Source organism: Methylobacillus rhizosphaerae, assembly GCF_900187985.1.
In the GTDB taxonomy this organism is placed as follows: Bacteria; Pseudomonadota; Gammaproteobacteria; order Burkholderiales; family Methylophilaceae; genus Methylobacillus; species Methylobacillus rhizosphaerae.
Window position 1 is genome coordinate 60,564 of sequence record NZ_FZOA01000009.1, and the last position, 24,622, is coordinate 85,185.

The 24,622-nt window shown below is 51.6% G+C and carries 21 protein-coding genes; 18 read left to right on the forward strand and 3 right to left on the reverse strand.

Annotation, left to right across the window (positions count from 1 at the left end):
• The first annotated feature begins 33 nt into the window (after window positions 1–33).
• The 7 genes from CHB59_RS10605 to CHB59_RS10635 all read left to right on the forward strand — a co-directional run bounded on the left by CHB59_RS10605 (window position 34) and on the right by CHB59_RS10635 (window position 9,470).
• The gene (locus CHB59_RS10605) at window positions 34–720 is read left to right on the forward strand and encodes an ABC transporter ATP-binding protein (RefSeq protein WP_089376217.1); all 687 of its coding nucleotides are present in this window, start codon (window positions 34–36) and stop codon (window positions 718–720) included.
• Complete coding sequence (locus CHB59_RS10610) at window positions 717–3,224, forward strand: ABC transporter permease (RefSeq protein ID WP_089376218.1); 2,508 nt, start codon at window positions 717–719, stop codon at window positions 3,222–3,224. The genes CHB59_RS10605 and CHB59_RS10610 overlap by 4 nt, the downstream gene beginning before the upstream one ends.
• A 322-nt stretch (window positions 3,225–3,546) precedes the next feature.
• On the forward strand, window positions 3,547–5,868 hold the full coding sequence (locus CHB59_RS10615; RefSeq protein WP_089376219.1) for a TonB-dependent receptor: 2,322 nt from the start codon (window positions 3,547–3,549) through the stop codon (window positions 5,866–5,868).
• 122 nt (window positions 5,869–5,990) lie between these two features.
• Complete coding sequence (locus CHB59_RS10620; protein ID WP_089376220.1) at window positions 5,991–6,269, forward strand: hypothetical protein; 279 nt, start codon at window positions 5,991–5,993, stop codon at window positions 6,267–6,269.
• 53 nt (window positions 6,270–6,322) lie between these two features.
• Window positions 6,323–7,756 (forward strand): sigma-54-dependent transcriptional regulator, encoded by a 1,434-nt coding sequence (locus tag CHB59_RS10625; protein WP_089376221.1) that lies wholly within the window; start codon window positions 6,323–6,325, stop codon window positions 7,754–7,756.
• Between the two features lie 94 nt (window positions 7,757–7,850).
• Entirely contained in the window at window positions 7,851–9,053 is a 1,203-nt protein-coding gene (gene purT / locus CHB59_RS10630) for a formate-dependent phosphoribosylglycinamide formyltransferase (protein WP_089376222.1), read from the forward strand.
• A gap of 3 nt (window positions 9,054–9,056) precedes the next feature.
• On the forward strand, window positions 9,057–9,470 hold the full coding sequence (locus tag CHB59_RS10635; RefSeq protein ID WP_089376223.1) for a group II truncated hemoglobin: 414 nt from the start codon (window positions 9,057–9,059) through the stop codon (window positions 9,468–9,470).
• Window positions 9,471–9,521: 51 nt separating this feature from the next.
• Here the strand turns inward: CHB59_RS10635 and CHB59_RS10640 are convergent, their stop codons facing one another.
• Window positions 9,522–10,883 carry a DEAD/DEAH box helicase gene (locus tag CHB59_RS10640; RefSeq protein ID WP_089376238.1) on the reverse strand — a complete coding sequence of 454 codons (1,362 nt, stop codon included), beginning with the start codon at window positions 10,881–10,883 and terminating at the stop codon, window positions 9,522–9,524.
• A 29-nt stretch (window positions 10,884–10,912) separates the two neighbouring features.
• A complete protein-coding gene (locus CHB59_RS10645; RefSeq protein WP_089376224.1) occupies window positions 10,913–12,328 on the reverse strand; it encodes a DEAD/DEAH box helicase in 1,416 nt (471 codons plus the stop codon).
• 353 nt (window positions 12,329–12,681) lie between these two features.
• Between CHB59_RS10645 and typA the strand changes: the two genes are divergently transcribed.
• The 8 genes from typA (at window position 12,682) to CHB59_RS10685 (ending at window position 21,383) form a co-directional block, all read left to right on the forward strand.
• Entirely contained in the window at window positions 12,682–14,490 is a 1,809-nt protein-coding gene (gene typA / locus CHB59_RS10650) for a translational GTPase TypA (RefSeq protein WP_089376225.1), read from the forward strand.
• Between the two features lie 262 nt (window positions 14,491–14,752).
• Window positions 14,753–16,474 carry a tetratricopeptide repeat protein gene (locus tag CHB59_RS10655; RefSeq protein WP_089376226.1) on the forward strand — a complete coding sequence of 574 codons (1,722 nt, stop codon included), beginning with the start codon at window positions 14,753–14,755 and terminating at the stop codon, window positions 16,472–16,474.
• A 111-nt stretch (window positions 16,475–16,585) separates the two neighbouring features.
• Window positions 16,586–17,911 carry a DNA recombination protein RmuC gene (locus CHB59_RS10660; protein ID WP_089376227.1) on the forward strand — a complete coding sequence of 442 codons (1,326 nt, stop codon included), beginning with the start codon at window positions 16,586–16,588 and terminating at the stop codon, window positions 17,909–17,911.
• Between the two features lie 7 nt (window positions 17,912–17,918).
• Complete coding sequence (locus tag CHB59_RS10665; RefSeq protein ID WP_089376228.1) at window positions 17,919–18,098, forward strand: hypothetical protein; 180 nt, start codon at window positions 17,919–17,921, stop codon at window positions 18,096–18,098.
• Window positions 18,095–18,346 carry a molybdopterin converting factor subunit 1 gene (gene moaD, locus CHB59_RS10670; RefSeq protein ID WP_089376229.1) on the forward strand — a complete coding sequence of 84 codons (252 nt, stop codon included), beginning with the start codon at window positions 18,095–18,097 and terminating at the stop codon, window positions 18,344–18,346. The genes CHB59_RS10665 and moaD overlap by 4 nt, the downstream gene beginning before the upstream one ends.
• Complete coding sequence (gene moaE, locus CHB59_RS10675; protein ID WP_089376230.1) at window positions 18,347–18,796, forward strand: molybdopterin synthase catalytic subunit MoaE; 450 nt, start codon at window positions 18,347–18,349, stop codon at window positions 18,794–18,796. It abuts the gene before it with no gap.
• Between the two features lie 33 nt (window positions 18,797–18,829).
• Window positions 18,830–20,998: a Lon protease family protein gene (locus CHB59_RS10680; RefSeq protein ID WP_089376231.1), complete on the forward strand. Its 2,169-nt coding sequence runs from the start codon at window positions 18,830–18,832 to the stop codon at window positions 20,996–20,998.
• A complete protein-coding gene (locus CHB59_RS10685; protein WP_089376232.1) occupies window positions 20,991–21,383 on the forward strand; it encodes an RNA-binding S4 domain-containing protein in 393 nt (130 codons plus the stop codon). Before CHB59_RS10680 ends, CHB59_RS10685 begins: the two co-directional genes overlap by 8 nt.
• A 72-nt stretch (window positions 21,384–21,455) precedes the next feature.
• On the opposite strand, the gene CHB59_RS10690 is transcribed toward CHB59_RS10685, so the two are convergent.
• Window positions 21,456–22,154: an SDR family oxidoreductase gene (locus tag CHB59_RS10690; RefSeq protein WP_089376239.1), complete on the reverse strand. Its 699-nt coding sequence runs from the start codon at window positions 22,152–22,154 to the stop codon at window positions 21,456–21,458.
• Between the two features lie 488 nt (window positions 22,155–22,642).
• On the opposite strand from CHB59_RS10690, the gene galU reads away from it, so the two are divergent.
• The 3 genes from galU to CHB59_RS11665 form a co-directional block, all read left to right on the forward strand.
• Window positions 22,643–23,518 carry a UTP--glucose-1-phosphate uridylyltransferase GalU gene (gene galU / locus CHB59_RS10695; RefSeq protein WP_089376240.1) on the forward strand — a complete coding sequence of 292 codons (876 nt, stop codon included), beginning with the start codon at window positions 22,643–22,645 and terminating at the stop codon, window positions 23,516–23,518.
• Window positions 23,519–23,529: 11 nt separating this feature from the next.
• Window positions 23,530–24,078 (forward strand): hypoxanthine-guanine phosphoribosyltransferase, encoded by a 549-nt coding sequence (locus CHB59_RS10700; RefSeq protein ID WP_089376233.1) that lies wholly within the window; start codon window positions 23,530–23,532, stop codon window positions 24,076–24,078.
• A 364-nt stretch (window positions 24,079–24,442) separates the two neighbouring features.
• The coding region (locus tag CHB59_RS11665; RefSeq protein WP_218816230.1) for a hypothetical protein at window positions 24,443–24,622 on the forward strand (180 nt) is incomplete at its 3' end.

The following is a 24,622-nucleotide window of genomic DNA, read 5'->3' on the forward strand; positions in this document are numbered from 1 at the left end:
CACTGAATAAAAATATGAAGCGGAACATCATTAATGCAAACACCTTTGGCAGTTGAAGCAATCAGTCTTGATAAATATATAGAAAATAATGCCGGCCGGCTTGATATTCTGAAATCCCTGTCCCTGCAAGTGCCAGCAGGAGAAAAACTGGCGATTATCGGCAGTTCCGGTTCCGGCAAGTCAACCTTATTGAGCTTGCTCGCCGGGTTGGACAGCCCCAGCAATGGAAAAGTGCTGATCAGTGGTGCGGAAATCAGCCATCTGGATGAAGATGGCCGTGCAGCTGTGCGCGGACGCAGCATGGGATTTGTTTTTCAGTCGTTTCAGTTGTTGCCTGCCCTGACGGCGCTGGAGAATGTCATGCTGCCGTTACAGCTTGCCGGCCGCAAGGATGCCAAGGACAGATCCATGACGGCGCTGGAGCGGGTAGGTCTGGGACACAGATTTTCCCATTACCCGCGCCAGATGTCCGGTGGCGAGCAGCAGCGTGTTGCGATTGCCCGCGCATTTGCGCCGCAGCCTGCCATCCTGTTTGCGGATGAGCCCACGGGCAACCTGGATGAACAGACGGGGGAAAGGATTATTGAGTTGTTGTTTGGCCTGAATGCCGAATCCGGCACAACCCTGATCCTGGTCACCCATGATATGAATCTGGCACGTCGATGCCAGCGTATCTTACGTTTGCATGAAGGGAAATTGCAGGTAGAGGTCGCAGCATGACCGCATTCCTGATTGCTTGGCGGCAACTGCGCAGTCAATGGGCTGCAGGTGAAATCCGTGTGTTGGTACTGGCGTTGATACTGGCTGTTGCTGCCACGACCTCGGTGGGATTCTTTACCCATCGCATGGAATCAGCGCTGGTGCGACAAGGTGGCATGCTGTTAGGTGGTGATCTGGTGCTGGCAGCAGATCATGCCATTCAGGAAAAATATGCAAAAGAAGCTGTGCAACGCGGATTGCAGGTGACGCAGGCAGCGGAATTTCCCAGCATGGTGCTGCATGGCGAGGATAGCCAGCTGGTCGAGGTCAAGGCGGTTGCCAGTGGTTTTCCCTTACGTGGTGAGCTGACGGTGCTGTTGCAGAAAGTGGCTCCGGCGCTGATGCTGACGGGTGGCGCTGCAGCACATGGTGTTCCTGAGCCTGGCACGATCTGGATCGAGCCACGGCTGGCGAGCCGTCTGGGTGTGAATATAGGGGATCACCTGGAAGTAGGGGAGCGCCAGTTGCAAGTATCTGCCATTCTGCAGCGAGAGCCTTCCCGTGGGGGCGATGTATTCAGTATTGCGCCGCGCTTGATGATGAATGGAGAAGATATTGTTTCAACCGGGTTGATACAGTTTGGCAGCCGGGTGAAATACCAGTTGTTGTTGGCTGGGGATGCCGCTGAAATAGCGTCTTATGCCGACTGGGCGAAACCGCAATTGACACGCGGAGAGCAGTTGCAGAGTGTGACAGATGCCAGGCCGGAAATGCGTAATGCACTGGAAAAAGCCAGTCAGTTCCTCGGCTTATCTGCCATGATGAGTGTGATCCTGGCCATGGTGGCCATGTTTCTGGCCAGCCAGCCTTATGTGCAGAAAAGCCTGGATAGCTACGCGCTTATGCGTTGTTTCGGCGCTTCCCGCCGTTTTATCTTTTCTATCCTGATGAGCCAGACATTGCTGATTGCGCTGGTCGGGAGCGGAGTCGGCGTACTGGTGGGGTTTGCGGCCCAGGAAGGATTGGCAGTGCTGGCTGGCAGGTTATTGGTGGAAAAACTGCCAGCAGCCGGGCTGACACCTGCACTAGCCGGACTGGCTGCAGGGTTTGCCACTATGCTGGCCGTGGTATGGCCGCACCTTGCACGCTTGCGTGATGTGCCTGCTTTGCGCATTTTGCGTCGGGACCTTGGAGAGCAATACCGGGCACATTGGCTGCATTTCCTGCCAGCCCTGCTGGTGCTGGCTGCATTAGTGTTATGGCAGGCAGGGAACCTCAGGCTGGCAGGGATTGTATTGTTGGCCCTGACAGGAGTGCTATTGGCCGTGGTCCTGCTTGCCTGGCTGGGAATTCGTCTGTTGATGCGACTTCCACAAGATGTTACCGGTTCCTGGAGGCTGGGGTTGGCAGCGTTCAAGCGCAGGCCCGGGTTGGCCATTGCCCAGATCATGGGGTTCAGCCTAGGGCTGATGGCGCTGATCCTGCTGGCGATAGTGCGCGGAGACTTGTTATCCAGCTGGCAGCAGAGCCTGCCGGAAGATGCGCCCAATCGCTTTATTATCAACATCCAGCCGGAGCAAATAGAACCGGTCAGGCAATTCTTTGCCCGGCAAGGCTTGCACCAGGTGGACATTTTTCCCATGGTGCGCGGTCGCTTGACTGCCATTAACGGAAGCCCCCTGAATCCGGCGGATTATCAGGATGATCGGGTGCGTCGCCTGGCCGAGCGGGAGTTCAATCTCTCCTGGGCAGCAGAAATGCAGCAAGACAACCAGCTGCTGGAAGGGCAGTGGTGGAAGCCATCCGCGCAGGGCAAGCCTTTGATATCTCTGGAGCAGGGCATTGCCAAGGACTTGCATATCAAGTTGGGGGACAAACTGGCTTACGATGTGGCAGGCAATGCGCTTGAACTGGAAGTCAGCAGCATACGTAAAGTGGAGTGGGACAGCATGCGTGCCAATTTCTTCGCTGTGACACCACCAGGAGTACTGGATCAGTATCCTGCCAGTTACATTACCAGCTTTCATCTACCTGCAGGGCAGGAGCAGGTCTTGAACCAGCTGGTACGCGAATTCTCCAATCTGACCATTATTGATGTGGCAGCTTTGCTGGAGCAGGTGCGCGAGATCATGAATAAAATGAGTCACGCGCTGGAGTATGTATTTGCCTTCAGCGTGCTGACCGGGTTGTCTGTCCTGTATGCAGCCCTGGTGGCCACCAGGGAAGAGCGAGTGCGAGAAGCAACCTTGCTGCGGGTGCTCGGCGCATCGCGCAGGCAGGTAGTGCAAGCATTGTGGACCGAGTTTGCCATGATAGGACTGCTGGCCGCGATGGTCGCAACTGTCTCGGCTGCCATCATGGCGTACTACCTCAGCAGCCGGGTATTCAACATTCCCTATCAGTTCAATGTACCGGGAGCGCTAGGCATCATGTTGTTGGCTGCCGTATTGGTACCATTGGCTGCCTGGCTGGGTATGCGGCGTTTCCTGAATCAGTCTCCGAAAGCATTATTGCAAAGTATCTGAAGCATGTTTTGATTGAACCGTCATTGCCTGGATAACGTGTCCAGGCAATGACGGTTTTTTTATATGCTTAGGCTGCCGAAATGGTTGGTTGGAGCACAACCATAAATTGGCTATATATAGCCAATTGGCTGTATACAACCAACTGAATTGGCTATATATAACCAATTTCAAAATCATGATTTTTTGCTAAAAAATTATTTTAATAAATACAATGAGTTATGATTTGTTGTAAAAATGGCACAGAAGTTGCTTTTATGTCAGTACGCTGGTTGTAAAAATTCAACCGGTTTATATCTAAAAAAAATTACTATGGAAGGATTGTATGTCTAAGAGAGAGAGCTTCAAGCTAAGCGCGGTTGCCGTGCTGGTTGCGAATGCTTGCGCCATGTCATCCATGGCCCAGGCTGAAGATGCCAGCCCTATCGTTGCAGACAAGGTTGGTGTGGTCAGCACTACACCTTTGCCATCACTGGGGGTGCCTTTGGAGCAGGTACCTGCGAGCATTCAGTTGATTACCGGTCCGCAGATGACGAAGCAGCGCAGTGTCACAATCGCTGATTACCTGCAGAACAATATTGCCGGTGTGAACGTCAACGATACACAAAACAACCCGTTCCAGCCTGATATCAGTTTCCGTGGCTATTCCGCATCGCCTTTGCTGGGAACTCCCCAGGGTTTGTCGGTTTATGTTGATGGGGTGCGCGTCAATGAGCCATTTGGTGATGTCGTCAGCTGGGATCTGATTCCTGTGAACGCCATTTCCAACATGTCACTGATTCCTGGTTCCAACCCATTGTTCGGCCTGAATACATTGGGCGGTGCCTTGTCCCTGCAGACCAAGAATGGTCGTGACAACCAGGGTGCTGCACTGGAAGCCAGTGTTGGTTCCTGGGGGCGCAAGACAGGTTCTGTTGAATATGGCGTGTTGTCAGATGACGGAGCAGTGGATTTCTTTATCACTGCCAACTCTTTCCGTGAAGATGGCTGGCGTGACTATTCTCCAACCGATGTGCGTCAGATGTTCGCCAAGGTAGGTTGGCAAAACGAGACCAGCCGTCTGGAGCTGAGCTACACCGGTGCGGATAACGATATGATCGGCAATGGTTTGACGCCTTCCGACATGTTGCGCACACTGGGTCGCGATACCATCCTGACTCGTCCTGACCAGACACGGAATACCATGTCTTTTATCAACCTGAATGGTTACCACTGGTTTAATGATGATGTCATGCTGAGTGGTAACGTCTATTTCCGTCACTCCAATACCCGCACCCTGAATGGTGATGGTAACGATGATGTGGACGACGACGAGTACCTGGCTGACTGTAGCGTTGCAGATGATGACGAGATGGAAGAAGCTTGTGGTGGCGCGTTGAATCGTAGCCGTGCCCGTAAGGAAAGCTATGGTTTCAACACCCAGCTGAGCTTCAACCAGAACCTGTTTGAGAAGAAAAACCAGTTCATCGTGGGTTTTGGCTATGATGAAGGCAAGACCAGCTTCAGCCAATCAACCGAATTCGGCAACCTGAACGCCAGCCGTGGCATAGATGGAATTGGCGAATTCAACGATGAGGGCGACGTAAAGCTGACAGGCCGTACCCGTACCTGGAGCCTGTTCGCGACAGACACTTTGTCATTGAATGACTTCTGGCATCTGACACTGTCTGCACGTTACAACTACACCACAGTGAAAAACCGTGACAAGCTGGAACCATCAGGTCCTGAGTCACTGTCTGGCTACCATACCTATAACCGTATCAATCCTGCAATTGGCCTGAACTTCACGCCAACCAAGGACTGGACGTTCTACGGTTCCTATAATGAAGGTAGCCGCGCGCCAACAGCAATTGAGCTGGGTTGTGCCAATCCTGATGAGCCTTGCAAACTGCCTAATGCCATGGCTGGTGACCCACCATTGAAGCAGGTGGTTGCCAAGACCTATGAGGCAGGTCTGCGTGGTAACCTGGCAGAGGATTTGCGCTGGACCGCCAGTGTGTATCGTGCACAGAATACTGATGATATTCAGTTCATCTATGCAAACGCCACCAACGGCATGGGTTACTTCGACAACGTGGGCAAGACTCGCCGCATGGGCTTCGATACCAACCTGATGGGCAACCAGGGTGATTTCAACTGGACAGTGGGTTATAGCTACATCAAGGCAACTTATGAAAGCAATATGACCCTGGCCAATGAAGTGAACACATCGGCAGATAATGATGTGATCAGTGTACGCAAGGGTGACCGCCTGGCTGGTATCCCTGCGCACCGCCTGAAGTTCCGTGGTGAATATGCCATCACTCCGCAGTGGAGTGTAGGTGCCAATGTCATGATGTATTCTGACCAATATGCACACGGTAACGAAAACAACAAGGACCAGGGTGAAGGTGCGAAACTGGGTGGTTACACAATTGTGAACCTGGATACCCGTTACAACTTCGGCAATGGATGGCAGTTGTTTGCCAAGGCCATCAACATTTTCGATCGCGAATATAGTAGCGGCGGCATGATTGGTGAGTCCTATTTCCTGGCTAATGGTGCTTTCGACGGTGGTGAAGACCATCGTGCCAGCTTGCGTGCACCTGGTGCACCACGTGCGGGCTGGGTTGGCGTACGCTGGGAATTCGGCGGACCGAAGAACTAATTTCTTCCATTGATAGACGCAGACGTATAAGCGTTGCATACAGGGCATATCTTTCACGGGATATGCCCTGTTTTTATATAACTCAGGTATTTAAGTGTTATGGATCAATCTCACTCTACCGTGTGGCTGATCGTTTCACTGTTGATGGTGATATTATTGTGATATCTGATTCTTATACTTGCGGTAAGAAAAACAACAAGCACCAGTCGGGTGGTTTGTACAATGGCAGCGGCAAGATTGCTGGTTATGTAGTGGTCAATTTGAGTGCTGGTATGGCGACAGGAGGGATAATGGTGAATGCCATCGTTCCACTTCCTTGGATGAAACCTTCGCCGCCGTGGGTGCGCCACGAACTGGCTGGATTGACATGTGCTGGGAATTCGGCGCTCCTAGGAATATAGCTTCTTCTCCAATTAACTTGAATTATTTTTGATATAAAAAAGCAAACCCAATCATGCAGGCACAATTACCGGAACAGGAACATCAGTTGCAGGCAGGGCGATGGAACCGTAAGGTACGCGTCCTGCTGATTGAGGATGAAGTAGTCTTTGCACGCGCAGTGGCAAAGTGTTTGCAACAGGCAGGATATGATTGTGAGCATGCCACGACATTGGAATCAGGACGGGAGCTTGTTCGTCGTATGGTGCCCAGTGTGGTGTTGTTGGATATGCGTCTGCCAGATGGCAATGGCCTGGATTTGTTGTCAGAGCTGGTGGCCCGTGGTATTTCCGTGGTTGCGATGACGGCTTATGGTGAGGTCACGGATGCTGTGCATGCGATGAAGTCTGGTGCCACAGACTATCTCAAGAAACCGATTGATCTGGATGAAATGCTGCTGACTGTCCAGAAGGCACAGCAAGCCGCTCAGCTCAAGCACCACCTGGATTATTCCCGCCAGCGTAATGCGCATGCTATTGAGCGAGTGGAGCTACTGGGAGATAGTGAGGAAATCAAGGAAATCCGCGCCCAAATCGAACGTGTTGCCCAGATCGCTGCGCGCTCCGATGCCGTGCCCCCGACGGTGCTGATCCAGGGAGAAACCGGGACTGGCAAGGATGTGGCAGCACGCTTACTGCACTTGTCCTGCACAAATAGTAACCGGCCTTTTGTACATGTGGATTGCGCTTCTTTACCGGCAGAACTGATTGAAAGTGAGCTGTTTGGTCACGAAAAAGGGGCGTTTACCAGCGCACACGGATCACGCTCAGGTCTGATTGAGGCAGCGGAAGATGGTTCTTTGTTTCTTGATGAGGTGGGGGAATTGTCCCTGCCTTTACAAGCCAAGTTGCTTAACGTCCTGGAGCGCCGAGTGGTGCGTCGCTTGGGATCGACGAAGGAATATAGTGTCGCTGCACAATTTATTGCAGCGACTAACCGGGATTTATATAAGATGGTGCAAGAAGGGCGGTTCCGCTCGGATTTGTTCTATCGACTCAATGTACTGACGATGAAAATGCCTCCCTTGCGGGAACGGGAAGATGACATTCTTTTGCTGGCGCAGCATTTTGTCGCCCAGACCGAAAGACGTTATGGCCTGGAGGCTAGTCCATTTTCCGATGCGACGATCGACATGATTAGGTTTTATGAGTGGCCGGGAAATGTGCGGGAGCTCAAGCATCAGATCAGTCGTGCGGTATTGCTGTGCCGGGGTGAGCAGATTACTCCTCAGGACCTTGCATTGCCAGGCGTGGAAATGCAGGCTGCGCGCGCGCTGTTGATGTCAGAACAGTCAGAGCTGATGGTGACTACCCTGGAGACGGCGGAAAAAACGCTGATCGAAAATGCCTTGCGCCAATCCAACAATAATGTCTCGGAAGCAGCGCGCCAGCTTGGCATTACCCGTATGGCGATGCGTTACCGTATAGATAGATACGGGATCAAACTCTGAGTTTTCCATGGCCTGACTGTGCTGGTGGTGGGTTGGTCGGGCTGCTCGTGGTATTATTTCGGCCATTTCCACGCCATTCAATTCTGGAGACCTCATGAATATCGGTACCCCTTTAACTCCTGTTGCGACCCGTGTCATGTTGCTAGGAAGTGGCGAATTGGGCAAAGAGGTGATTATTGCCTTGCAGCGCCTGGGAGTTGAGGTGATCGCGGTAGACCGTTATCCGAATGCGCCGGGCCACCAGCTGGCCCACCGTGCCCATGTGGTGGATATGACAGATGCGGAAGCGTTACGTACCTTGATTGCACAGGAAAAACCGCATCTGATCGTGCCTGAAATAGAAGCCTTGAACACAGCTTTGCTGGCAGAGATTGAGCGTTCAGGCAGTACGCGCGTGATTCCTACTGTCAAGGCGGTTCAACTTACGATGAACCGCGAAGGTATTCGTCGCCTGGCAGCTGAGGAGCTGAAACTGCCGACATCCCCCTATGCATTTGCTGATAGCCAGCAGGCCTTGCAGGATGCCATTGAAGGAGGTATCGGTTATCCCTGTTTCATCAAACCTACCATGTCGTCATCAGGCAAGGGTCAATCACGGATTACCGGGCCGGAGCAAGTGGCTGCTGCCTGGGAATATGCGGCCACAGGCGGACGGGTAAATCAGGGTAAAGTGATTGTGGAGGGGCAGATTGATTTTGATTATGAAATTACGCTGCTGACCGTGCGTGCACTGAATGCCCAGGGCGAGGTTGAGACCAGCTTTTGTGCACCGATCGGGCATTTGCAGGAAAAGGGTGACTACATTGAAAGTTGGCAGCCGCAACCCATGAATGCACTGGCATTGCAGCGGGCGCAGGAAATCTCCAAGGCAGTGACTGATAGCCTTGGCGGCCTGGGTATTTTTGGCGTTGAACTGTTCGTGAATGGGGACCAGGTGTGGTTTTCCGAAGTAAGTCCGCGTCCACATGATACCGGCATGGTCACCATGGGCAGTCAACGTTTCAGTGAGTTTGAATTGCATGCGCGCGCTATTCTGGGTCTGCCTGTCAATGTTGATTTGAGACGCCCAGGAGCCAGTGCTGTGATTTATGGCGGAGTGAACACCGAGCAATTGGTTTTCGAACATGTAGAACAGGCATTGGCTGTGCCGGAGTCGGATATTCGCCTGTTTGGCAAGCCAGAGTCATTTGAGCGCCGCCGCATGGGTGTGGCACTGGCTACTGGCGATAATATTGATGAGGCACGTGAACGTGCACGCAGGGTTGTCGGCCTGGTTAAGACACGGGATGGGGCATAGGCTGTGCTGGACAAGATTGGCGAACCTGGCAGCAGCAAGGCAACATTGTTTGAACTGCTGGGAGGCGTAGAGCAGGTACGTGTACTTGTGGAGCGTTTCTATGACATCATGGATACCGACCCTCGTGCTGCCGGAATTCGTGCCATGCATCCGGCTGATCTCAGTAATGCACGCGAAAAGCTGTTCATGTTCCTGGTAGGCTGGACTGGCGGACCGCAATTATATATAGAGCGCTATGGGCATCCACGCCTGCGCATGCGCCATATCTCATTTCCGATTGATGAGTCTGCGCGCGACCAGTGGATGTATTGCATGATCAAGGCCATGCATGATGTTGGCATGGAGGCGGCCTTGATCGAAAAAATGGGGGCCGCGTTGCATGGGGTGGCTGATTTTATGCGTAACCGCGAAGGCTGATTACCTGAGGTCACTGTACAAAAAAGGCGCTTAAAGCGCCTTTTTTGTTGATTATTTGCGTATCAATCCACCCAGCAGAGCGGCAATTTCCTTTTTTGGACTTTCCTTGGAGCGACCTGGTTTGGGGCTAGGGGCATCGGCAGAGGGTTCATAAGGCTTGAAAAACCACTCGTCCTCTTTTTTGCGAGGAGCCTGACGTTGGCGAGGAGATGATACCTGTGCTTGGTGTTGTGGGGATTGTCCGCGATTGTCGCGACCGCTTCGATGCGGAATCTCGGCTTGTTCCTTGGTAATTTCACGCTTGATGAGCTTCTCAATCTCCAAGAGGAATTTAAGTTCTTCATTGGCAACGAGAGAAATGGCAACTCCTGATGCTCCTGCGCGACCTGTACGACCAATACGGTGTACGTAATCCTCGGCTGCGCTTGGCAATTCGTAATTGATCACCATGGGTAACTGGTCGATATCCAGTCCGCGAGCGGCAACATCGGTCGCCACCAGAGCAGTGATCTTGTTTTGTTTAAAGGCATCCAGAGCCTGGATGCGTTCAAGCTGACTCTTGTCACCATGAATAGCACCAGCGGCAATCCCTTCACGTTCGAGGTGGCGTGCAAGACGGCTGGCCGATAGTTTGGTTTTTGTGAATACGATGACCTGGGTGGCTTCCTTGCGCAGCAGGTCAGCCAGGACATGCTGCTTGTGCTCGCTTTCCACCAGCAGGATTTTTTGTGTGACATTTTCAGAGGTGGCGTTACTGCGCGCCACCTCAATCAATGTCGGCTTGGTCAGGAATGCTTCTGACAGTTTCTTGATTTCATTAGAGAACGTAGCTGAGAACATCAGGTTCTGCCGCTTTTTCGGTAACAATGCCAGGATACGTTTGAGGTCAGGCATGAAGCCCATATCCAGCATGCGGTCCGCTTCATCCAATACCAGCATCTGTACCTGACCCAGTTGTACCGTGCGTTGTTCTACATGATCCAGCAGGCGGCCGGGTGTTGCTACCAGTATTTCCACTCCCTTCATGAGGGTAGGAGTCTGTGATTTGATATCAACACCACCGAAAACTACTAATGAGCGCAGTGACGTATGTTTTGCGTAGGCTTTGACACTTTCTTCCACCTGAATCGCCAGCTCACGGGTTGGAGCCAGTATCAGGGCTCTGACCGGATGCCGTGCCGGTGAGGCACTTGAGCTGGCCAGGGGAAGTAGTTGCTGCAGCAGCGGCAGGGTAAACGCGGCAGTTTTGCCGGTCCCTGTCTGCGCGCCTGCCATCAAGTCGCCACCTTGAAGAACCACAGGAATCGCCTGGGCCTGAATGGGTGTGGGAGTTGTGTAGCCTGACTCATCCAGCGCCTTGAGAATTTCGGGCGCCAGATTGAGTGATGCAAAGTTGATAGTCTCTGTATTCACGTTTTCTTCGGTAGTGATGTTAGACAAAATTAAGCAAAAGTACGTGGTCGGCGTGCTGGGCGATCGCCATCATGACGTTTGTTTGCACCGAACTTGTCGCCTCCACGCGGAGCATTGCCACGTGCGCTATCGCCGCGACCGCTGGCTGCACGGTCACCAAAGGTACGACCTTCAGGGCGTGAACCGTTGTTGTCGCGATTACCTGCATATCCTTGACCTCTGGACTTGTAACCGCCGCCGTTGCCACCAGGGCGTTGTCCCGGGCGACCATTGCGTGGTCTGTCACTGCGATCAGTGCGTGGAGCAGGGCGCTTGGGCTCAAGTCCTTCAATCACGGAAATTTCCAGGCGCTGTCCGGTGTATTGCTCGATCTTGCGCAATTGGTGGCGGTCAATATGCGAGGCAAAAGAGAGTGCTACTCCGGTATTGCCGGCGCGACCAGTACGACCGATACGGTGTACATAATCTTCTGCAAACTTGGGAAGGTCGTAATTGATGACGTGCGTGATGCCGTGTACGTCGATGCCGCGGGCAGCCACGTCAGTTGCTACCAATACGCGCACATCGCCATGACGCAGCTTGGTCAAGGTACGGTTGCGCGCGCCCTGGGTCATGTCGCCATGTAAGGCTGCAGATTTGTGGCCAGCGGCATAGAGGTCTTCAGCCAGCAAGTCGGCATGACGCTTGGTCGAGGTGAAGACAATGGCTTGATTCACTTCAGGAGCAATCAATAAATGTTCCAGCAATTTATTCTTGTGTGCCATGTCGTCGACGAACAGCAACTTCTGCTCGATATTGGCATGTTTTTCCTTTTGTGCCGCGATCTGGATCACCTTGGGATTGTTCAACAAGGTCTTAGCGATGTTGGCAATCTGGCCTTCAAACGTGGCGGAAAACATCAATGTCTGGCGCTCACCTGGCAAGGCGGCGGAAATGCGCTCGATATCCGGCATGAAACCCATGTCCAACATGCGGTCAGCTTCGTCCAGAATCAGCATCTGCAGGCGAGACATATCGATACGACCACGCTCCATGTGATCAAGCAGGCGTCCGGGAGTTGCAACCAGAATGTCGATAGGTTGTGACAGCAGTTTGTTCTGCAATGGATATGGCATCCCGCCGACGATGCTGACAGTGCGGGCGCGCAGGAACTTGCCATATTTGCGGGCTGCATCATTGACCTGGGCGGCAAGTTCGCGGGTTGGGGTCAATACCAGGATGCGCGGGCCGCGACTCTTAGCGGGATGCGGCGTAGCCAGCAGGTTGAGTGCAGGCAGCGTGAAGGCAGCGGTCTTGCCGGTGCCTGTCTGGGCAGAGGCCATGAGATCATGACCTTTCAGGACTTCAGGAATAGCCTGGGCCTGGATGGGGGTTGGGGTGTTGTAGCCAGCCTCGGTTAATGCACGCAGGATGGCTGGATGTAGATTTAAACTTTCAAAAGACACAAAATTCCCTTTCAAGGAAAACTGGCGACGCCTTGACTACTAAGGCATCAAAAGGGCGCAAGCAGCCATCATGACACCAGCTTTCAACAAGCAGTATCTGAGGCGCAATGACTAAATTTATTTTTTAGCATTCTTACCGGCGCACGGGCATAGCCACTAACCGGTAACAAATGCAAGAGAGCCGTAAAATTACACTCGGCTTCGAGAGGCTAGGGCGATGAATCATCGATTCAGTGTGAATCGAGTCAGGCGGGCAGTATATAGCCTGGATATAATTTGTCAAAGGTTTTAACGCGAATTTAATCAAGTATGTGTTAAAATCGCGCACTTTTTCGCAAATAGAGTAATTACACATGTCGCGCGCCCTTCGTAATATTGCCATCATCGCCCACGTTGACCATGGCAAGACCACCATGGTGGACAAGCTCCTGCAACAGGCCGGTACATTTGCCGCCCACCAGCAGGTTTCAGAACGTGTCATGGACTCCGGTGATATTGAAAAGGAACGTGGCATCACGATTCTTGCCAAGAATACCGCCGTCAACTACGAAGGCACCCATATTAATATCGTCGATACACCAGGACACGCCGATTTCGGTGGCGAGGTTGAGCGTGTATTGGGCATGGTGGATGGTGTGGTACTGCTGGTGGATTCCGTAGAAGGCCCGATGCCGCAGACCCGTTTTGTGACCAAGAAGGCACTGGCGCTCGGTTTACGCCCCATCGTGGTAATTAATAAGGTGGATCGCCCCGGTGCGCGTCCTGACTGGGTAATCAACCAGACTTTTGATCTGTTTGCCAATCTAGGTGCAACCGACGAGCAACTCGATTTCCCGGTCGTCTACGCCTCTGGCCTGAATGGCTTTGCCAAGTTGGACCTGAAGCAAGAGTCCGACAATATGCGTCCCCTGTTTGAGACTATTCTCAGCCATGTGCAGCCGCCTGTAGGCGATAGTGATGCTGGCCTGCAACTGCAGGTTTCCGCACTGGACTACTCTACTTATACTGGTCGTCTGGGTGTTGGTCGTATCCGTAATGGCCGCATCAAGCCAGGCCAAGTGGTTTCCGTTATGAAGGGAGATGAACAGGTCGCTCAGGGCCGTATCAACCAGGTGCTGGGCTTCCGTGGCCTGGAACGCGTGCAGGTGGAAGAAGCTGAGGCTGGTGATATCGTCATTATTTCCGGGATTGAGGAAATCGGCATTGGTGTTACCGTTGCTGACCGCGATAACCCTGTCGGTCTGCCCGTATTGGCAGTAGATGAACCTACCCTGACCATGGATTTCATGGTGAATACCTCACCATTGGCAGGTACTGAAGGCAAGTTCGTCACCAGCCGTCAGATTCGTGACCGTCTGAACAAAGAGCTGCTGACCAATGTGGCGCTCAAGGTGGAAGATACGGCTGATGCGGATATTTTCCGTGTCTCCGGTCGTGGTGAACTGCACCTGACCATTTTGCTGGAAAACATGCGCCGCGAAGGATATGAGATTGCCGTGGGCAAGCCTCGCGTGGTGTATAAAGAAATTGATGGTCAGAAGTGTGAGCCTTATGAAATCCTCACAGTTGACCTGGAAGATGATTGCCAGGGCGCAGTAATGGAAGAGCTGGGTCGTCGTCGTGGTGAACTGCAGAACATGGAATCCGACGGCAATGGTCGTACCCGCCTGGAATACAAGATTCCGGCACGTGGCCTGATCGGTTTCCAGAGCGAGTTCCTTACCATGACACGTGGTACCGGCCTGATGGCACATATTTTTGATGAATATGCCCCGGTGAAGGCAGATATGCCAGGTCGCCGTAATGGTGTACTGATTTCTTCCGAGCAGGGTGAAGCAGTGGCTTATGCGCTGTGGAAATTGCAGGATCGAGGCCGTATGTTCTCCGTGCCTGGCGATAAACTGTATGAAGGCATGATCATCGGTATCCATAGCCGGGATAATGACCTGGTGGTCAACCCGATTAAGGGAAAGCAATTGACCAACGTCCGTGCCTCTGGCACTGATGAAGCCGTTCGTCTGATTCCGCCTGTGCAGCTGACCCTGGAATCTGCTGTGGAATTCATTGATGACGACGAGTTGGTGGAAATTACCCCGAAAAATATCCGTATCCGCAAGCGTCACCTGCTGGAGCATGAACGTAAACGCGCTGCCAAAGACTGATCAGTCACCAAGGTATCGTTAACAAACCCCGGCTTGCCGGGGTTTTATTTTGCCTGTAAAGGATACTTTCCGACTTTCGATGGGAGTTGATATTGGTGTGAATGGGATATTTTCCTAATTTCTATTGCCAAGCCCTATATCCTTCATGCAGAATGCCTCGTGAATATACAACATTGTATATGCATTGATCTCAATGATATTGGATAGCATTGCATCAACGGTCAGAGAGCCGATATGCATCAATAAGCCGTGGGGATGAGGTATGAAACAAGGTGTACATGCAGTCAGGCAGCCAGGTCAGAAAGAGGTGCATGCACTCTTCAATCTATACAATACTGGACAGTTGCAGGCGGCTGAGTCAAATGCAAAAGCATTGCTGAAGCAGTATCCTGGCGCATTGGTTGTTTACAATGTGCTGGGTGTTGCGCTGGAGGGGCAGGGTAAGCTGGAAGAGGCGGTGCAATATTATCGCAAGGCCTTGGTGATTAATCCCTCAATTTCTGAATTGCACTTTAATCTGGGGTCGGTATTGTCACAGCTTGGACGTGACGACGAGGCGGTAGCATCTTATCAACGTGCGATACAGATCAGCCCTGGCCTGGCCGTGGCACATTTCAATCTTGCGACTTTATTGCAGAAAAAATCATTGCTCGATGAAGCGGTGCGGCATTATCGCCAGGCTGTCGTTATAGAGCCTGGTTTTTTTGAGGCCTACGGCGCCATGGGGACTGCCATGCAGCAGCAGGGGCATCTGGATGATGCAATTGCCTGTTATCGCCAGGCATTGGCAATTTCTGATCATGCACTGGGTCATTTCAACCTGGCGACTGCATTGCGGGACCGTGGAGGGCTGGAGCAGGCCATTGCGCATTATCGGCAAGCCATAGTATTGCAGCCCAATTATGCCGATGCTCACAATAACCTGGGGGAAGTGTTCCGTGACCAGGGGCATATGGAGCATGCTGTAGCATGTTATCAAAAGGCTCTGGCGATGATGCCTGGCCACCGGGCAGCTGCATTCAATATGGCCCAGTTTCTTTATGATGCTGGACAGTTCTCAAAGGCCATACCCTATTTTGAAATGTCCGGCCTGGAAGACTGGCAGGAGCGCATCCTGTACTGCCTGTATAAATCTGGTCAATACGAGTTATTCCAGCAGCGCCTGCAGCCCCTGTTGATGCAAAAGGAGCATGTGTCTCCTTTCCTGGCAACGCTTGCCACCCATTATGCGACCAATTTCCGCCAGAACAATGCATATCGTTTTTGTGCTCAGCCGGTCGATTTTGTGTTTCATCGCAGCATTCCTGCACTTGCTCAATTAGAAAATACGTTGCTGGCACAGTTGCTTAAGGATATTAATCTCACGGAAATTGCTGAACGTAAACAAGGGCGCTTGCATCATGGTATGCAGTCGGCCGGTAATCTGTTCAAGCGGCAGGAGGAGTCATTCCGCACATTGGCTGACCTGATCAAGAAAGAGGTTCATGCCTATGCCGGGGAATTTGCCCAGCGTGATTGTGACCTGATGCGGTATTTCCCTGACGATATTGAATTTGCCAGTTCCTGGTATGTGCGCATGCGCCAGGGCGGACACCTGACATCACATATTCATGAGATTGGCTGGTTGAGCGGCTGTGTCTATCTGGCGTTGCCGCAACAAGTACCAGGCAGGGACGATGGGTGTATCGAGTTCAGCACGCATGGGGATGATTATCCTAAACTGCATGAAGATTTTCCGGTAAAGACTGTCCAGCCACGGGTAGGCGATATCGTCTTGTTTCCATCCTCTCTGTTCCATCGGACTATTCCGTTCCATTCCGATGAGGAGCGTATCTGTATTGCATTCGATATCAAGCCTGCGAGCAAGTTTTCGCGGGAGATGCTCAGCTTTAACAGTATGAAAACCATGATGCTGGGTGCCATGAGCATGATTGCAGCTGAGTTTGCAGAGGTATCTCTCTGGGCTGTGAGAGGTTTTATTTAGTCAGATTGGTACTTCTGGTTCTTTCTTGACCCAGGTTCGATACGACCATTTTTCAACTAGTTGCCTGGCTGCCCAGCCGGTGGGGAGGGGATGCGTTATAATTCCCTCCCTATGATCTCTATTCTTACCCTAGCTCTTTCCTTTGCGATTCTTCTGCTTTTGCTATGGCTGGCTTATCGTCAGCTGAATAGCAGCGATGCCAATCAGGTATTACTGCAGCAACTGGAGGAAAAACACCGTGCAATGCTGCATGATCTGAATGATGGGTTGAATAAATTGGGTGACCGCCTGAACCAGACTTTCAGTGAACAATCTGAGCGCCTGCGTATTTCTGTTGCCCAGGAATTGCAGCAGACCCGGGATGCCATGCAGGTATTGCAATTGAGGCAGACAGAAAGCCTGGCGCAGACGCGGGAAACTGTGCTGGAACGCTTGCATGTCACTTTGTCAGAACAGGGCAAGGCTGAGCAAGCATTGATTCAGGACACTATGCTCAAGGCCACGACACAACTGACTGGCAGCATCGAGAGCCTGACCAAGGCTGTGGACCAGCGTCTGGAGCAGATTGGTGGCAAGGTATCGGAACGACTGGATGAAGGCTTCAAGAAAACCAATGATACTTTCATGCGCGTGATGGAGCGCCTGGCGACGATTGATGAAGCACAGAAGAAAATTGACGGGCTGACTACCAATGTGGTGAGTTTGCAGGAATTGCTTGGAGACAAGCGCTCACGAGGCGCATTCGGCGAGGTGCAGCTTGAGGCGTTGGTGCGTAATGTATTGCCCGTCAGTTCCTATGAGATGCAGTATGTGCTGAGCAATGGTACCCGCGTGGATTGTGCCTTGTTCCTGCCTGAGCCTACCGGTACCGTGGCTGTGGACTCCAAGTTCCCGCTGGAGAATTACCATCGCATGCTGGATCGCGATATTGCAGATGCTGAGCGTATGGCTGCACAGCGGCAGTTCAAGGCAGATGTCAAAAAACATATTGATGATATTGCCGGAAAATATATTATTTCCGGTATCACGTCTGATGGTGCAGTGATGTTCATTCCGGCGGAAGCCGTGTTTGCGGAAATACATGCTTATCATGCAGATATTGTCGATTACGCCATGCAGCGCCGGGTGTGGATCGTATCTCCTACCACGCTGATGGCAGTGCTCAATACAGCGCGTGCTGTACTCAAGGATGTGGAAACGCGTAAGCAGGTGCATATCATCAAGGATGAGCTGGGCAAACTTTCCAAAGAGTTCTCCCGCTTTGATGTGCGTATGAAAAAGCTGGCCGATCATATTCGCCAGGCACATGAGGATGTACAGGATGTTCATACCACCAGCCAGAAAATCTCACGCCGCTTCGCCCAGATAGAGCGGGTGGAGCTGGAAGGCGAAATCCAGGCCGGCCTGGCGTTGCCGGATAATGATATAGAGGATTAGATGAAATATGAGCAGTGAACAGGGTTTGATTATGCTGGTGCAGCAATATGCTGCCAAATTTGGTATTACGTTCAGTTCCAGCCTGATGGACAACGAAGAGTACAAAGCAAGATTACTGGTGCTGATGGCAGAGGCAATCAGTGGCAAGCGCGGGCCGGTCACTGACGAGGATGTCACTGGCGCATGATCCAGCTGCTGTATTTTGCCCGGCTGCGGGAAAGTCTGGGAACCAGGAGTGAACAACTGGAATGGCCGGTACCAGCCAGCATCGCGGAGCTGAAACGACAACTGGCTGCGCGTGGCGGGAACTGGCATGAGCAGTTTGCCGACAATCCCAGCTTGTGCGTGGCTGTGAATCAGCAACTGGCAACAGAAACCGCTACAGTCCAGCCAGGCGATGAAATTGCATTCTTTCCACCAGTAACCGGGGGCTGAATGACAGTACGTGTGCAAGAGGCAGATTTTGATACCGGAGCGGAAATTGCACAGCTGCGACTCCAGTATCCAATGGCAGGCGCTGTTGTCGCGTTTGTTGGCCAGGTGCGGGACCTGAACGACGGTAAGGCGGTTTCCAGGTTGACGCTGGAGCATTATCCTGGCATGACGGAAAAATCACTGGCTACCATCATCGAGCAGGCCATGCAGCGCTGGCCGTTGCTGGATGCCACAGTGATTCATCGTGTCGGGGAGTTACCACCGCAAGCACAGATTGTGCTGGTGGCTGTGGCCAGTGCGCATCGCGGTGATGCCTTCGCTGCCTGCGAATTCATCATGGACTATCTCAAGACAGAAGCGCCTTTCTGGAAGCGGGAAGCGACTTCAGAAGGCACAGTCTGGCTGGATGCGCGTGACAGCGACCAGTTATCACGGAAACGTTGGCAATAAGCCTTTTTTATCCTTAATCATTAAAGTCATCTGATGCTAAGCAAGCTCACGCCGTCACAACTCAATATTTCCATTGATCCGCAAACTCTGGGCTTCAGCAATACACTGGAGTTGTTGACAGAGACGCAAGCCACGACATCATCATGGATAGGCCAGAATCGTGCATTCGCTGCTGCCAGCACAGGGATGCGTATGCAGCATGCCGGACATCATATACTGGTGATTGGCGAGCCGAGATCAGGTCGTACCACCCTGATCAGGAATATGGCAGAAAATGAATTGGCACATCAGCCATTGCCGCCTGACCTGGTTTACCTGCTGAATGTGCAGGTGCCGGAAAAGCCATACTTGTTACGTCTCAAGGCTGGAAAAGGTAATGAGCTGCGCCAGTTACTGGATCAGATTGTCCGCAGGCAGTTACGTATCATCCCGGAGCTGTTGCAATCTGGACGTGTATCCCAGGCTGAAGGGCAGGGTGATGACCCTGTATTGCTGCAATTAGCCGAGACAAAACTGAAGCTGTATCTTGAGCAGGAGTTTGCTCAGGTACGGGAGCGCATGCAGGATAGTGTGCTTGATACTGCTTTATTTGAGCATTGGATTGCACAGTTGACGCAAGAGGTGCTGGACAATCTGGACGTATTCGCCTCAGCAACAGGCAGTGAGTCTGATGGCATGCTGGAAGCATTTTGTGGACGGTTTCGTGCCAATGTGCTGGTCAATAATAGTGGCCTTACCGGGGCGCCGGTCATTTATGACGATGATCCCAGCTATGCCTCTTTATTTGGCGGCATAGAGTCGGCATCTGAACAGCAGGTGGCAGATTTTATGCGCTTCAGGGCTGGAAAATTGCTGTGTGCGAATGGTGGTGTTTTGCTGTTGCATCTGGAGGATATTCTGACGGATCAACAGCAGGGCGCCAATTCCATACTGGATAAACTGATGCGGGTACTGCGTAATCGTAAGCTGCAAATCGAGGATGCTGCCAGTGTGTCTGCTAATGCTGCATTGAACCCTCTGGTGTCCGAGGCTGTATCTCTTGATTTAAAATTGATCCTGATCGCCAGCAGGGAAGATTATTATCATCTGCATGAACAGCATGGTGCATTTCTTGAAAATTTCAGCGTCCAGGTCGAGTTTGCCGAGAGCATGCTGGCAGGCGCTGATGCCTATCATGAACTGGCACGTTATATCGCACATGTCTGTCACAATCATCACCTGCCACATTTCACTGCTCCAGCAGTGGCGCGATTGTTGCAAATATTGCATGAATGGGAAGAGGATCAGGCGCGCGTCAGCCTGCAATTGGGACGGTTGATCCCGTTACTGCAAGAGATTGCCGCCTTGACTGCTGCCGGTAATTTTGCGGACGTAGCTGAAGTCGAGTTGGTATTGAGTGCTGTACACAATCGTCATGGATATGCCGAACAGCAGATACGGGAATCCATCCTGGATGGTGAACTGGTGATCAATGTGCATGGACATGAGGCAGGGCGTATTAATGGCTTGACGCATATTGATGTGGGAAGTGCTGCGTTTGGATCCCCAGTACAGATATCTGCGCGTTGTTACCCTGGACGTCAGGGAGTTATCAACATTGACCGTGAAGTCAAGATGACTGGCCCGCAACATGATAAAGGCATGTTTATCCTGCAGAATTGGTTGGCTGCGACATTTGCGCAACAAGCACCATTGACCTTGAATGCTTCCCTGGTGTTTGAGCAGGAGTATCACGGTGTAGAAGGTGATTCTGCTTCTTGTGCTGAGTTGTATGCCTTGCTTTCCAGTCTTTCCGGTTTGCCTTTATTGCAAGGTATAGCTGTCACGGGAGCACTCAACCAACATGGTGATGTGCTGCCGGTAGGTGGAATCAACGAAAAAATAGAAGGTCATTTCAGGCTTTGCGAGAAGCTGGGACTGGATGGGCAGCAGGGTGTGCTCCTGCCTGCGCGTAATGCACGCCATGTACTCCTGCACAAGGATATTGTGCGTGCCGTGGCTGATGGAAAATTTCATATCTACACCATGGAACATGTACTGGATGGTATCGCGCATTTGACTGGTATGCCGGCTGGCAGCCCAGATAGGCAAGGTATGTATCCAGATGAAACCGTGCTGGGGAGGGTGCAACATACCTTGCAGGCATATCAAGGTATATACCAGCGTAACCATCAATTTTCCGTAAAGCCATCACATGAGTGAAGACGCAAAGTGCCGCCTGGACAAATGGCTGTGGACCGCGAGGTTTTTCAAGACCCGTAGCCTGGCGACTGATGCGGTGGATACTGGCAAGGTGCATGTGGATGGAGATAGGGTAAAGCCTGCCAAGGAAGTGCGTGTCGGGCAGTATATCCATATCCGCCGCAAGGAGCTGGAAATGGAAGTCGTGGTGCGCGGACTCAGTACACAGCGTCGTGGTGCGCCAGAGGCAGCGTTATTGTACGAGGAAACCCCGGAAAGCATCAGCAAGCGCGAGAATCTTGCAGTCACGCGTGAGTATGAGCATGGCCAGCGTGAGCGTGGCATGGGGCGTCCTACCAAACGCCAGCGACGTGATATCAAGAAATTTACTGGTATCGATTGGTAGTATCCGGGGAGTTGCCCTCCAGGTTTGTGCTACAACACATCCAGGACAATGGCAGGAGGGCAGGGAGAATGATTACCAGGGAATCTCCTGTCCGTCATAGGCAATAAACTTACCTGCATCTGCCAGTGTGGCACGATCTATCACTTGGCGCAGGCCACTGACACTCTGTTCAGCATTGATCAGGGCATTGGGGCCGCCCATATCTGTTAGCACCCAGCCTGGATGCAGCACCAGTGTGGTAATGCCGTCTTTTGCCAACTCGATGGACAAGCTCTTGCTGATTGCGTTGAGTGCTGCCTTGCTTGAGCGATAAAGATAGCTGCCACCGCTTGTATTGTCAGCAATGCTGCCCATTTTGCTTGTCATGTTGATCAGCTTCTTGATCCGGCCTTGTTTCAGGTGAGGTGTAAATGCCTGGGCCATCTTGACAGGAGCTAGGCTGTTGATTCTAAAGGATTCCAGCCAGGCGTCATAATCTGCATCGCTGAAGTTCTGATTGGGGCTGTCAGGATAAATACCCGCATTGTTGATCAGGATGTCCAGCGGCTGATTGTCCAGTGAGGCAGCCAGTTCATCGATCTGATGAAAGTTTCCCACATTCAATTTGTGTACGCTGATCAAATCCTTGAAGTGGGTGGCCAGCTGCAACAGATCTTCTGCATTTTCAGGATTCCGGCAGCCAGCAAGCACATGCCAGCCAGCTTGAGCATATTGTTTAGTGAACTCAAGACCGAGACCACGGCTGGCACCTGTTATCAGGACATTGGGCATCATTGTTACTCCTTATTATCTATGCCTACGGAATCTTAATTTTCGGGAATAAAATACCCAGTTGCGTAATGGTATTGTATACACGTCTGATCGTGTAGTCGCAAGGTAAACAATACTTTTCAGGCATGTGGGACTGGAAATTTCAGAGGTGGCTTTATGGTATGATTAAAAAGTCGGTATCGGTAGTGGACGGGGAGTAGCTTATGCGGACGAGTACCTGGGGAAAAGAGCATGAGAGGTACTTGTAAATCACATTTGATTAGCCGCTGCCATACGATAAGTTGCGTATTGTGTGAGTGCGCAGTGCCGATGAGACTTGAGTGCCAAATCTACTGAAGCATACATAACTAAAGGGGCCACCGGTTGATGGTGAAGCTCTGATAACAAAAATGTAGAGTGTGGGAGAGGAAAGTAATGAGTGTGGCCGGATTTCCTGACCTGCGTTGTCACTTGGGTATTATGTCTATATTAAAAGAAAGATGATTGAAATGACGAACAAGATTACCAAAGCAGTATTTCCCGTTGCAGGATTGGGTACCCGCTTTCTCCCGGCTACCAAGGCAAGTCCAAAGGAAATGCTACCTATTGTCGATAAGCCTTTGATTCAATATGCGGCAGAAGAAGCAGTTGCAGCTGGTGCAACAGAGTTGATTTTTATTATTGGGCGGCACAAGCGCGCTATCCCGGATCATTTTGACAAATCCTTCGAATTGGAGTTGGCGCTTGAAGACGGTAAAAAGCACGAAATTCTGGACCAAATTCAGAATATTCTGCCCAAGCATGTGTCTTGTATTTACCTGCGCCAGGCAGAGGCACTGGGCCTCGGTCATGCCGTATTGCTCGCGAAGTCCGTCGTGGGCGACGCCCCTTTTTCTGTCATCCTGGCTGATGACCTGATCGATGCAGATACACCTGCAATGCAGCAAATGACGGAATTGTTTGAAAAAGAAGGGGTGTCGATCCTGGGAGTGGAGGATGTAGATCCTGCAGATACCGCCAGCTACGGTATTGTGGATGCTCAGGAAGTGGCAGGGCCAGATGTGCTGCAACTTAACAGCATTGTGGAAAAGCCCAAGCCGGAAGATGCTCCCTCCAACCTGGCTGTGGTTGGGCGTTATGTGCTGACTCCCGAAATTTTCGAATGTCTTGAGAACGTCAAACCAGGCAAGGGTGGTGAAATCCAATTGACCGACGGTATTGCTGCCTTGATGGATAAGCAGAAAGTATTGGCCTATCGTTTCAAGGGCAAGCGCTATGACTGTGGCAGCAAGCTGGGCTATGTCAAGGCCAACGTTGAATATTCATTAAAACATGAAGAGCTTGGAACTGAGTTCGCTCAATATTTGCGCGATCTGGTCAAGTAAATAACACAACTGTGTTGCAATCGCCACTCAACCCGGAGACCATACTTCAGCAAGCTGTATTGATACATGATGCAGGAGCAGTGCAGGAGGCAATTTCCCGCATGGCGGATGGAATTTCCGCAATGCTGGCAACAGAAGTGCCGCTAGTGTTATGTGTCATGGGTGGTGGCGTTGTATTTACAGGGCAATTGTTACCACAATTGCAATTTCCTTTGGAGTTCGACTACGTACAGGCCAGCCGTTATCATGGCCATATACATGGTAAACAGTTGACCTGGAAAGTTCGTCCAGGTGATCAGGTGGCAGGTCGAACCGTGTTGCTTCTTGATGATATTCTGGATGAAGGAGTGACGCTTGCAGAGGTCAAGGCGCAATGCTTTGCTCTGGGTGCGAAACAAGTAGTTGTTGCTGTCTTGGTTGAAAAGGAGTTAGGCCGCAACAAACCGGTCCAGGCCGATTTTGTGGGGTTGTCTGTTCCTGATCAGTATGTATTTGGATGCGGCATGGATGTGCATGGATGGTGGCGTAATTTGCCGGCAATCTATGCCATTCATGGCTGATACCATAGCCAAACAGATATTCATTCAATAATTTCCAGTCCTTGCAAAATAGCGCTGATGTCTCAAACATATTCAGCGCTTTTTTATCATTACATTAAATTTTGTAGGCGATTTTTGTAAAATCATTGACTTTTATAGTCAACATCATAGAATCGGCCTTAACCTGCAAAGGTTTGTAATTTTTGACTAGTAATAAAAAGGCGCTTGATCATCACGCATCATCCAGGAAATTGAGTGGTTTCCTGAATTATCTGAGGTGATCGGCATTGAGTGGGCTTTATATTTATAGCCCGCTAAACACGCATTTGTAAGGGGAAATACAATGTCTGTGAAACCAAACAGAAAACTGCGTCATGCAGTCAGCATGGCTATTCTTTGTTCAACTATAGCGCTTGTCGGTTGTGGTGGCGGTAGCCACATCAAGGTACCACCACTGAATGGTGGTGGTAGCGGCGGCGATAACGGCGGTAACAACGGCGGCGGCGATAACGGCGGTAACAACGGCGGCGGCGATAACGGCGGTAACAACGGCGGCGGCGATAAC